At 45.6% G+C, this 12,251-nt stretch carries 7 protein-coding genes; 4 read left to right on the top strand and 3 right to left on the bottom strand.

Annotation, left to right across the window (positions count from 1 at the left end; genetic code table 11):
• Window positions 1-7: 7 nt before the first annotated feature.
• Together R7O13_RS17720 and tadA are read left to right on the top strand one after the other, a co-directional pair.
• Complete coding sequence (locus tag R7O13_RS17720) at window positions 8-1,567, top strand: AbgT family transporter (protein WP_017635695.1); 1,560 nt, start codon at window positions 8-10, stop codon at window positions 1,565-1,567.
• Between the two features lie 252 nt (window positions 1,568-1,819).
• Window positions 1,820-2,329, top strand: coding sequence for a tRNA adenosine(34) deaminase TadA (tadA, locus tag R7O13_RS17715; RefSeq protein ID WP_412125718.1), 510 nt, complete (start codon window positions 1,820-1,822; stop codon window positions 2,327-2,329).
• Window positions 2,330-2,917: 588 nt separating this feature from the next.
• Here tadA and mltF read toward each other — a convergent pair.
• Window positions 2,918-4,495, bottom strand: a complete 1,578-nt coding sequence (mltF, locus tag R7O13_RS17710; protein WP_181881277.1) for a membrane-bound lytic murein transglycosylase MltF — start codon at window positions 4,493-4,495, stop codon at window positions 2,918-2,920.
• Between the two features lie 299 nt (window positions 4,496-4,794).
• On the opposite strand from mltF, the gene purL reads away from it, so the two are divergent.
• Together purL and R7O13_RS17700 are read left to right on the top strand one after the other, a co-directional pair.
• Complete coding sequence (gene purL / locus R7O13_RS17705; protein ID WP_182039812.1) at window positions 4,795-8,688, top strand: phosphoribosylformylglycinamidine synthase; 3,894 nt, start codon at window positions 4,795-4,797, stop codon at window positions 8,686-8,688.
• Window positions 8,689-8,967: 279 nt separating this feature from the next.
• Window positions 8,968-9,276, top strand: coding sequence for a DUF3622 domain-containing protein (locus tag R7O13_RS17700; RefSeq protein ID WP_025998700.1), 309 nt, complete (start codon window positions 8,968-8,970; stop codon window positions 9,274-9,276).
• A 90-nt stretch (window positions 9,277-9,366) separates the two neighbouring features.
• On the opposite strand, the gene R7O13_RS17695 is transcribed toward R7O13_RS17700, so the two are convergent.
• Both R7O13_RS17695 and R7O13_RS17690 read right to left on the bottom strand, forming a co-directional pair.
• The gene (locus R7O13_RS17695) at window positions 9,367-9,807 is read right to left on the bottom strand and encodes a DNA-directed RNA polymerase subunit beta (RefSeq protein ID WP_213866988.1); all 441 of its coding nucleotides are present in this window, start codon (window positions 9,805-9,807) and stop codon (window positions 9,367-9,369) included.
• Window positions 9,808-9,925: 118 nt separating this feature from the next.
• Window positions 9,926-12,112, bottom strand: coding sequence for a TonB-dependent receptor domain-containing protein (locus R7O13_RS17690; RefSeq protein WP_213866987.1), 2,187 nt, complete (start codon window positions 12,110-12,112; stop codon window positions 9,926-9,928).
• Between the last annotated feature and the right edge of the window lie 139 nt (window positions 12,113-12,251).

Genomic DNA, 12,251 nt, shown 5'->3' with positions numbered 1-12,251 from the left:
AGTTACCATGAGTAACCAAGCTGTAAATAAGGCACCATCATCGAAGCCGAGCGGGATGGAGCGCTTTTTAAACTTTATCGAGAGGACAGGTAACAAAATTCCTGATCCTGCGATTTTGTTCTTCTGGGCATTGATCATTACTTGGGCGGCGTCAGCACTTTTGTCGAATGTATCATTCGATCTTCCAAACCCTCGAACGGGCGAAGCTCTTACTATCACCAACTTACTTACGGGCGAAGCGCTAGCAAGTTTCCTTGCTAATATGGTGACGACGTTTACTGGCTTTGCGCCACTGGGTATCGTACTTGTCGCAATGCTAGGTGTGGGTGTTGCAGATTCTTCGGGCTTTATTACGACGGGTCTTAAGAAGATGCTGAACTTCACGCCAGCTAAGCTTCTTACTCCAATGCTTATTTTGGTTGCCATTGTATCGCATACTGCGGCAGATGCAGGCTATGTTCTGGTTATTCCTCTTGGCGGTATTATCTTCCATGCGGCAGGTCGTCACCCTCTAGCAGGTATTGCGGCAGCATTTGCAGGTGTATCTGGTGGCTTCTCTGCAAACTTTATCCCTTCAGGTATCGATCCACTACTAGCTGGCTTTACGCAAACTGCGGCGCAGGTTCTTGATCCTGAATATGTGGTTAACCCATTAGCGAACATCTTCTTCACTGGCCTATCCTCTATCATTATTGTGGGGATTGGTTGGTACGTGACAGAGAAAATCATCGAGCCTCGTTTATCAAAAATGCCAATTGATGATGATGCGGAAACTGCGCCAAACCTAGGCTCATTTACTGAACTGGAATCAAAAGCATTTCGTTATGCTGGTTGGGCAATGATGGCGGGTATTGCCTTACTTGTTGCAGCATTAATTCCAGAAACATCAGCGCTACGCTCGCCTGAAGGTGAAATTACGGCCTTCTCAGCACCGATAATGAAGTCTATCGTGCCGTTGATCTTTATTCTGTTTATCATTCCTGGTTACGTTTACGGTAAAGTGTCTGGAACGTTCAAGACCAGCAACGACATTATCAAAGCGATGGCTGATACCATGTCGACCATGGGCGCATACATTGTTATGTCGTTCTTCTGTGCTCAGTTCTTATCTGCATTTGCTCAGTCAAACATCGGTACGATGCTAGCGTTGTATGGCGCAGAAGGCTTAAAAGCGATGAACCTACCAGGTGAAGTGACCATCATCGGTATGATCCTTCTAACCGCGTCTGTAAACCTACTTATTGGCTCGGCATCGGCAAAATGGGCTTTAATTGGTCCAATCTTAGTGCCAATGCTAATGGCGGTTGGTATCTCGCCTGAGCTGTCTCAAGCGGCTTACCGTGTGGGTGACTCTGTATCGAACATCATTTCGCCTCTAATGGTATTTTTCCCTCTTGTAGTGGTTTACTGTCAGCGTTATGTGAAGTCGGCTGGTATCGGTACGCTTGCGTCACTAATGATGCCATTCTCGATCGCAATGCTGATCGGTTGGTCTATCTTCCTAGTTGCTTATTGGATGGTAGGTATCCCGCTAGGCATTCAAGCTCCTTACACTTACACCATGTAAAAACGTGTAGGGTGTGAAAGCCGCTAATTGGCAGCCAAAAAGCGCAGGTCTTCGATCTGCGCTTTTTTGTTCTCGCAAAACGAACATCGATAGGTCTTGTAACTAGGTTTTTTGGAGTTGCAAACTTTGTCTCGTGATGTGTTGCTGTAGTGAAACCGAAGTTGGTGATAAAATTCCTGACTTCAATCGTTTTTTGTTTCTTTGGAGCCTCCTTTGTCTAACCATCCGTTTACCCCTCAAGATGAATTGTTTATGCGCAGAGCGATGGAGCTTGCTGAGCAAGCAGAAGCTGAGGGGGAAGTACCTGTCGGCGCAGTGCTTGTCAAAGATGGTGAAATTATCGCTGAGGGCTGGAACCGCTCTATTGGCACCCATGACGCTACCGCACATGCTGAGATCCAAACACTGCGTAAAGCAGGCCAAAAGCTAGAAAATTACCGTCTTCTGGATACGACGTTATATGTAACACTTGAGCCATGCCCAATGTGTGCCGGAGCCTTATTGCATAGCCGCGTTAAGCGGGTTGTTTTTGGAGCGCCAGATTTAAAAGCTGGAGCTGCAGGAACAGTGCTTAATTTGTTTGAAAGCCAAGCAGCTTACCATTACGCCTTCGTTGAAAAGGGGCTGCTAGAAGATGAGTGCCGCACTCAGCTACAAGCGTTTTTTAAGCGCCGCCGAAAGGAAATTAAAGCGAAGAAGCAAGCACAAAAAGCATTAGAAAATGGAGAGAGCGAACAAGGTAGTAGGAGTAGTGAGGGCTAGCAAACACCTACAACGTGGTAGATGTTTGCTTGGACGCACTAGTGATTGACTAAATGTACAAAAACACGATTACGTGAACTTACTTTCTTTTTCATACATGTCAGTTTACGTTTACGTCGGATAGCAGCTACTGTGTTATTTAAACGCTTTGACTGCACTCTACGTCTTCTCAGATTCAAAACCTCCTGCAGACAAGACTTATACCAGTAAAGCGCGGCTCATCGATGCTTGGCAATAGGCTCGATAATCGCACTAAACATTGTATGGTTTAAACGTTCTTCATTTGACTTCTGCATTGCACAGAGCCAGCAAACAATTTCAATACGATGCTTAATAATAGGAGTGACGTTATTTCGGCAGAGTGTAGCCGAAAGCGCCGCTTCATCAAGTGAGCTAAACCATGTGGTTGTAAAGTAATCTGTTACAAAGCAATCAGTTTTACTAACGATGAAGAAAAGGCGACCAACCAAAGGAATGGTTGAGTGTGGTTGGTGTCACTCAGAATATTGGAGTCTAGATAAGTTTTCGTTAGGACTCAACAAAAATGACGAGCTTCATAGGCTCGTCATTTTTTAGTTTACCGCGGGTTTATTCTTCAATGCTTTCTTGTTCGGTGTCTTCTTCAACCGTGACGTCAGAAGCGCCAGAGACTTGTTCTACGACGGTCTCTACTGCGCCCGATATCAAAATGTCGGGGTTGAGCGGCGGAATCACTTGCAAGTCATCGCTATTCTCATCAATCGCTGGCTGTTGGCTGACATGACCAATGATGGATTGGTAGTAACGTCGAATATTTTCTACGTAATTACGCGCTTCATCGCCTCTGGCGTACCCATAGCGAGTTTGACTGTAATAGCGCTTCTGACGCAGTAAAGGCAGCCTGTCTTTTACATCAGCCCAAGCGTTCGGATCGCCACCTTGTGCTTTGGTGAGTCGTCGTGCGTCCATCATGTGGCCGTAACCAATATTGTATGAAGCTAACGCAAACCATATTTTTTCATGCTCGTTAATGCTATCAGGCACGCGACTTACAATACGACGTAAGTACTCGACACCACCACGAACAGATTGCTCAGGGTCCAAACGGTCAGTCACCCCGACGCTTTTCGCCGTTGGCAGAGTCAGCATCATCATCCCCCTAACACCCGTTGGCGATTTTGCTGTTGGTTTCCAGTGTGACTCTTGATAAGCCAATGCTGCAATTAATCGCCAGTCGAACTCTTCGCTGTATTTTTGGAATAAAGGTGCCCATTTAGGCAATTTGTCATCCAGAGCTCGAATGAATGCGCGAGTATCAACGTAGTCAAATGCTTCAATATGACCAATGTACTTTTCTTCGAGGGTGGACAGTTCTCCTGATTGTTTGATGTTACCGAAAAACTCTATCAGCATTGCATACAAGCTTTCGTCTTCAGAACGTCGAGTAAACCAAGACACAGGTTGATCTTCTGTAAGTTCGAACGCGAGCGCAAGATCGGGGTAAAGGCGTTGAGCTAGGGAAAGTTCCACCGAATCAGTCACAGTAAAACGTAACTCACCCTTCGATACGTATTTGAGTAAGTCTCTCGTGTCAGCATCACCAACAATTTCAAACTGAAGTTCTGGATACTGCTTCTTTAACGCTGTTAGGGTCGGAACATATTGCGATTGTTCAACGATCTTTAATGTTTGAGCGCCTGCATTTGTATCTTCGTCGGACTCGTCGTCTTTCGAGGCTTGGTATTCAATGAGTTGTTCGATATCACGTGGTCGAAGTTGCCCTTTTTTATATACCACTTGTTGGCTTACATAATAATAGGCAGGGCCTGGTCTAAATCGTTTGACTGCTTGTGACGTTTGATTTAAACCCGTAGCGATGATATCGATATCTCCTTTCTTAAGAGCAGGAAAAAGCTCAGCCTGGCGAAAGGCTGGTTTAATCTCGAGTTTGACGCCGAGCTGCTCCGCAAACTGACGCGCCAATTCGTAATCCAACCCTGCGGGACCATCGGGACCTATGTAGTAGGAAAGCTGATTGTTTAGCGTGCCAACACGAAGCACACCACGTTCTTGAATTTTTTCAAATTCACTTTTGGGCTCCGACTCAATCTGGCAAGCAGAGAGTAAAAGAACAGAAACTAAAATTAGAGCACTGCGCTTGAGCCGGTTGAAGTGACTTATTTGCATTAATAGGTACATCTTGGAAAATTTCTATTTGCCTTTATATCAAAGCGAGCTCATGGGGCAAAGTGAATCACACACTTATAACGTGACATTGTGTGTTTTATCGACATTTTAGTTGTAATTCAAATTTGACAAAAAAAATGACGCAAACGGTTGCTTTTGATGTTACATCACAAAAACAATTACTATATAATGCGCTCGCAATGACGAGGTGGAATCGGCATAGGTTCGACAGGGCTTATTTTAAGTGTCTGAATTTATTCCAATATCACCTTAATCAATTGCATAAGAGACCTAAGCACATGAGAATTTTGCGTGGCTCCCCAGCTCTTTCTGAGTTTCGTGTTAATAAACTACTGGAACTTTGTCGTGAACAAGATCTGCCTGTAACTAGCATTTATGCCGAGTTTATGCACTTTGCCGATCTAAAGTCAGACCTTGATGACCAAGAGTTAGAAAAACTTGAAAAGTTACTAACTTACGGCCCAACCATCGAAGAGCATGAGCCTGAAGGTCTTCTACTTCTTGTCACGCCTCGTCCTGGCACTATCTCGCCTTGGTCTTCTAAATCTACCGATATCGCTGTTAACTGTGGTCTGGATAAAGTGAAACGTCTAGAGCGTGGTACGGCTTATTATGTCGAATCTTCAGTTGTTCTATCAGAAGCTCAAGCTGACGCTGTTAAAGCGTTAATTCACGACCGCATGATGGAAACAGTATTCACAGAATTTGAAGCCGCATCAGCATTATTTACTGTTGCAGAGCCTAAGCCTGTAGCACATGTTGATATCTTAGCTGGCGGTCGTCTGGCGCTTGAAGAGGCAAACGTTTCCCTTGGCTTGGCACTCGCAGAAGATGAAATTGATTACTTGGTAGAGAACTTTACTAAGCTTGGGCGTAACCCAAACGACATTGAATTGATGATGTTTGCTCAGGCGAACTCAGAGCATTGTCGCCACAAAATTTTTAACGCAGATTGGACTATCGACGGGGTAGATCAACCTAAGTCTTTGTTCAAAATGATCAAAAACACTTTTGAAACGACACCTGACTATGTGCTGTCTGCATACAAAGACAACGCAGCCGTTATGACAGGTTCTAAAGCGGGGCGTTTCTTCCCTGACCCTAAATCTCGTCAATACACGTACCACCATGAAGATACGCACATCTTGATGAAGGTAGAAACGCACAACCACCCAACGGCAATCTCTCCGTGGCCGGGCGCATCGACTGGCTCAGGCGGTGAAATTCGTGACGAAGGCGCGACGGGTATCGGCGGTAAGCCAAAAGCGGGTCTGGTTGGTTTTACAACTTCTAACTTACGTATTCCTGGTTTTGAACAGCCATGGGAAACCGACTTCGGCAAGCCGGGTCGTATTGTGAATGCGTTAGACATCATGCTTGAAGGCCCTCTTGGCGGCGCGGCATTCAACAACGAATTTGGTCGTCCAAATCTATTGGGTTACTTCCGTACTTACGAAGAAAAAGTCACTTCTCATGCGGGTGAAGAAATTCGTGGTTACCACAAACCAATCATGATTGCTGGTGGTATGGGTAACATCCGCGATGAACACGTACAGAAGAAAGAGATCCCTGTAGGTGCGAGCCTAATCGTACTTGGTGGTCCGGCAATGAACATCGGTCTTGGTGGTGGTGCGGCATCTTCCATGGCATCTGGTCAGTCAGCAGAAGATCTGGACTTCGCTTCGGTACAGCGTGAAAACCCAGAGATGGAACGTCGCTGTCAGGAAGTGATCGACCGTTGTTGGCAGTTAGGCGACGATAACCCAATCGCATTTATCCACGATGTGGGTGCAGGCGGTATCTCTAACGCATTGCCTGAACTTGTCGACGACGGTGAGCGTGGCGGTAAGTTCCAATTACGCGATGTACCAAACGATGAGCCGGGCATGAGCCCACTGGAAATCTGGTGTAACGAATCACAGGAACGTTACGTTCTAGCGGTAGCGCCAGAAAACATGGAAGCATTCGACGCCATCTGTAAGCGTGAACGCGCACCGTATGCAGTGGTGGGTGTGGCGACAGAAGAGCGTCATCTAACGCTAGAAGATTCTCACTTCGACAATACGCCAATCGATATGCCAATGGATATCCTGCTTGGTAAGCCACCGAAGATGCACCGTGACGCAACCACACTAAAAGTGGAAAGCCCTGCCATTGTTCGTGATGGTATTGAGCTTAATGAAGCGGTGGATCGCGTACTTCGTCTTCCTGCTGTTGCAGAAAAAACATTCCTAATTACTATCGGTGACCGAACAGTTACGGGTCTGGTTGCTCGTGATCAAATGGTTGGTCCTTGGCAGGTACCAGTAGCAAACTGCGCAGTAACAGCGGCAAGCTACGACACTTACTATGGCGAAGCAATGTCGATGGGTGAGCGCACGCCAGTGGCATTACTAGACTTTGGAGCATCGGCTCGCCTAGCCGTTGGTGAGTCACTAACGAACATTGCGGCAACAGACATCGGTGATATTAAACACATTAAACTGTCTGCGAACTGGATGTCTCCAGCGGGTCACCCAGGTGAAGATGCGGGTCTTTACGAAGCAGTGAAAGCGGTTGGTGAAGAATTGTGTCCTGCTTTAGGTTTGACTATCCCAGTTGGTAAAGACTCCATGTCGATGAAAACCAAGTGGGAAGAAAACGGCGAGAGCAAAGAAGTCACTTCTCCACTGTCGCTAGTTATCACGGCATTTGGTCGTGTGGAAGACGTACGTAAGACCGTGACTCCACAACTACGCACTGACAAAGGAGATACCTCTCTAGTTCTTGTTGACTTGGGTAACGGAAAAAACCGCTTAGGTGCGACAGCATTGGCACAAGTATACAAACAGCTGGGTGACAAACCTGCTGACGTAGATAATGCAGAGCAGCTAAAAGGCTTCTTTGATGCAATGCAAGCGTTAGTACGTGATGACAAGCTAGTGGCTTACCACGATAAAGGCGACGGCGGTCTTTTTGTTACACTGGCTGAGATGGCGTTCGCGGGTCACTGTGGCGTAAAAGCGAACATCGCAAAGCTGGGTGACGATGCGCTAGCCGTTCTATTTAACGAAGAGCTAGGTGCGGTTGTTCAAGTTAAGAATGATGATCTAGATTCAGTTCTATCTACTCTGGCGGCAAACGGCTTAGAGGCATGCTCACATGTGATTGGTTCTGTTGAAGCTTCAGACGACTTTGTTATCACTTCTGGTGATGCAGTTGTGCTTGAACGTTCACGTACCGAACTACGCGTTATCTGGGCTGAAACAACGCATAAGATGCAAAGTCTACGTGATAACCCATCGTGTGCAGACCAAGAGCATGAAGCTAAGAAAGACAACTCTGACCCGGGTCTAAACGTTAAGCTCAGCTTCGACGTAAATGAAGACGTTGCAGCACCGTACATTGCGAAAGGTGCTAAACCTAAGATGGCAATCCTACGTGAGCAGGGCGTTAACTCCCACGTCGAAATGGCAGCAGCGTTTGACAGAGCAGGCTTTGAAGCAACCGACATCCATATGAGCGATATCCTAACGGGCCAAGCGGTACTGGATGAATACCATGGCCTAGTAGCTTGTGGTGGCTTCTCTTACGGCGACGTACTAGGTGCGGGTGAAGGTTGGGCTAAGTCTATCCTGTTTAACGCACAAGCTCGTGAACAGTTCCAAGCCTTCTTCAACCGTGAAGAGACGTTCTCTTTAGGTGTATGTAACGGTTGTCAGATGCTATCAAACCTGAAAGAGCTGATCCCAGGTGCAGACTTGTGGCCACGTTTTGTGCGCAACGAATCTGAGCGTTTTGAAGCGCGCTTTAGTCTAGTTGAAGTTCAGAAATCTGATTCTGTATTCTTCGACGGCATGGCTGGTTCGCGTATGCCAATCGCGGTTTCCCACGGAGAAGGGCGTGTAGAAGTACGTGATGCAGAGCACCTAGCAGCGATTGAAGCATCAGGTACGGTTGCGGTTCGTTACGTGGATAACCTCGGTAACCCAACACAACAATACCCGAACAACCCGAATGGTTCGCCAAACGCGATTACCGGTTTAACAACAGCAGACGGTCGCGTAACTATCATGATGCCTCACCCAGAGCGCGTATTCCGCACAGTTGCAAATTCTTGGGCTCCGGAAGGTTGGGGTGAAAATGGCGCTTGGATGCGTATGTTCCAAAATGCCCGTAAGAATATCGGTTAATTAACCAAAGGTTAATCTAGCTTAAGTAAAGCGTTGGTTGAGAGACCAGCGCTTTCTTTTTTCTTCGTCGCTCTTTCTAGTGACTTGGCGAAACGTTGCTTTGTTCTGTCTCTTCTTTGTCATCTATTATCTAGCGTAAAAAACTTGCAGCGTTTAGATTACTTTTATGCTCTAATACCGCGCTTACCAAGGGATGGTGTTAAACAGCTCAGCTTAGATGGAGTTATCAAGTTGACCGAATCCCTGATTGATCCCTAAATCCCTTAGGAAATGAAAGAAATGTCTAAGAATCCAAAATTTGCTATCCGCGTCACTGAAAAACGTAACGGCTGGAGCGCAGAAATCACTCGCCAAGTGACATCTCGTAAGACTGTAGTATCAAAGCGTGAAACAGGCTTTGACAGCGAAGAGAAAGCACAAGCTTGGGCTGAACAAGAACTGGCTGGGTTTATCCAAAATCAAGTGGTTCGTAACGAGCGTAAAGCAGCGCAACGTCAAGAGCGTGAAGCAGAACAACTAGCGGCAAAAGTTCGTAAAGAAGAAGCCCGCAAAGCACGTGAAACCGAAGTAGACACTGACGAAGAATAAGTTTAAATCGGTGAGATGGTGACGTTACCCATCAAACAAATAGTGAAAATGCCCTGAGTTTTGTCTCAGGGCATTTTTTATTTATATCGGCTAAAAACAATCCGACGATACGGACAGGCTAAACGTGCCGTCTTCAGGGGCGGCAAATTGTTTATTGCCAGGAAGAAGGTGAGGGTTATTAGCATAAGTGCGATGTGTCGATTTGACCTTTGCAGAATGTCTCTCTGGTAAATCAAAGTGTTGTAAGCCGTCAGATAGATCGTTTGCTTCACCGTAGTCGAAATGTGTTGCGACGTCTTTGGGCTGCTTGGCGTAACGACAGTGATCCGGCTTACCATCTTCGTGCCAAGTTAAAGAGTTAGTTTTTGCATCTAGATTCAGGTTATTTGCTGCTGGCTGTGCGTAAAAATCTTCTGAAACTTGGTGCTTGCTTTGTTCTTGTAAGTAGTCTGCAATGTTCTCAGAAGCTTGCGCTAGGCTACCTACAGGGAAGAAGCAAATCAGAAGAAGCCGTGTTTTTAGATTGTTCATAATGTGTATGCAAGCAAAAGGAAATGATAATACTGATAAATAAAACAGCGTGCAATTATGGCCATTGGATACGATATAACAGGGCAGTTAATGTCTGCCCTGCATCTTTTAGGTATGGTTAGTATTGATAAGTGAGGTGCAGTTTGACTTCGCGACCAGGCGAAGGCACGCCATTAGATAGGTATGCTTCGTAGTAACGATCGGTTAAGTTTTTCACAACCGCGCCAATGCTCAAGCCTTCGACTTGTTGTATTTCCCAAACCACGTAAGCGTTTTGTAGCGTGTATTGCTCACTTGGCGATTTCACTTTTAAATTGTTACCGCTTGCCTTGGTTTTGGTTTGCGCATCATACCAACGGACTTCCCAGCCCGTACGTAAACCAGGAATCCATTCGTAACCTAAACCCAGATTAATGTTTAATGGCGGTACATCAGGATGATCATCATCTGAACCTGTAGAGTCAGATAGGCTACCTTTGTTTTTGCCGCGAATGTAACTTGCTGAGAAATTACTGTAGAAATCTTCAATCCGGTATTGTGAAATTAGCTCAAAGCCATAGTTTTTAAAGCCATCTAGGTTTGTATTCCAGCTTTGTAACTCAGTAGTATTTTTGTCGAGGTTTTCGCCCGTTCGTATATCAACTGTGTCGCTAACATCGTTATAGAACATAGTTAACTCTGTTGCGAGGTTATCGCGAGAGTTCACCAGCCCTTCCGTTAAGTTGATAACGCTTGCTTGATAAGCATGGATACGAGACACGTCCAGATTCAAAGCAGTAGCCGTAGCGGTAGCGCGCGCATATTGCACTGAGTAGATGTTATCAACGGTTGGTGCTTTTAGAGCGTAGGCGTAGGAGGCGTTTAAACGCGTATTATTGCTCGCATCAAAGTCGATATCCAAACGTGGGCTAAAGCCTTTATGCGTCGTTTCACCATAGTCATGTCCGGCAGCTGGATCATTATAATCCGGCGCTGCGTTCCCTTTTCCTTCACTCTTGATGTATTCGTAACGCAGAGAAGGTGTGATTGTTAGGCGGTCTGTTGCTTGATAGTGATCAGCAATGTAAGCGGCATAAATTGACTGCGTGCCAGATGGTTCGTAGTAAGGGGTGTACCAACCGTAGTTTTTCGCTTCATTACTGTCGTATGATGCGTTGAATACTAACGAGTCTCTATCGGTTTTTTGATATTGAAGCCCAGTGACTAGAGTGTGGTCTCCGAATTGTGCTTGGTTAAACACATCAACGTAGTCACGCTCGTAACTCAGCCATGACTCATGACCGTAACTGCCAACAGAAACGAACATTTTCTCGAATGCTACGTCAGGGCGAACCCAATGACGATCGTTTTCGGAACGTGCCATTTTGATATTGAAATCAATATACGGGTTAGTCGGCATGTAGTGGTAAGAGATGGTTGTGGTGTTGTCCGTGTATTTGTTATCGACGGTGTAAGCGTATTGGGCTTTTTCTAATGAGCCGTATTTCTTGATATTGTATTCGGTGATGTTAGGCATTTTTCCGCGACGGTTAGCCCAAGGTTTACGACCTTCATCTTTGTAGCGAGTATGGCTAATTTCAAACTCGTGATCGTTATTTTCATAACCGACCTTTACGAGCATGTTTTCTTGCTCATAACCTGAGTAATCTAGCGTTTCACCACCTCCGACTTTAATGTCATCAGAATCTTTTACCGAGCCATTCGCTAGAAAATAAAAACCAGTATCGTTTTTACCATAGAGTGTTAGCGTGTAGGCGTTCTCATCGCCGTTGGTGTTGTATGCACTTGAGATGCGAGCACCAAAGTTTCTTTCGCCGTACAGGAGATCATCGACACTTTTGGTTTTAATGCGAATGGAGCCACCAAACTTCCCGTTGAGTGCTCGATAGTCGTGCGCGCCCTTGATAATTTCTGCTTCGCCAATTAAGAACGGATCAAAAAAGAAGGTACCGTAGCGGTATTGTTGAAAGCCAATTGGAGCGCCATCGACAAAGACGGCGATATCGCTTGGATCATCAAAACCACGAATGTTAATACGTTCGCCACCAGAACGACCGCCACCATCTATTGATGCACCGGGAACGGCATCGATCATTGAGGCAAAATTAGAGTACTGTTGCTCTTCAATCTCTGACCAATTAATGGTGGTTTGCGCAGGCTCAGCAATGGTAATAGGTTTGGCATAACGAACGCCTATGACTTCAAGCTCTTCATTTGGCGCTGTCTCGGCATATGAATAAAGAGGGAAGAGCAAAGCCAGTGAAATGAGATTTACTTTGAATGGATGACTTTTTAATCGTTTCATATTGATGATTTATAGTGTTTTTATGAAGCTGGGATTATAAGAACATTATTACGATTAATAAATGATAATGAGATTAATTATCAAATGTGTTTTTGCGACGGATTGTAAAGTTTTTTATCCATTCGTGGAAACTACGATA

This window comes from Vibrio sp. Y176 (assembly GCF_033438945.1).
Note: the sequence above shows the minus strand (reverse complement) of the source record. Positions and strands in the feature narration are given on the sequence as shown.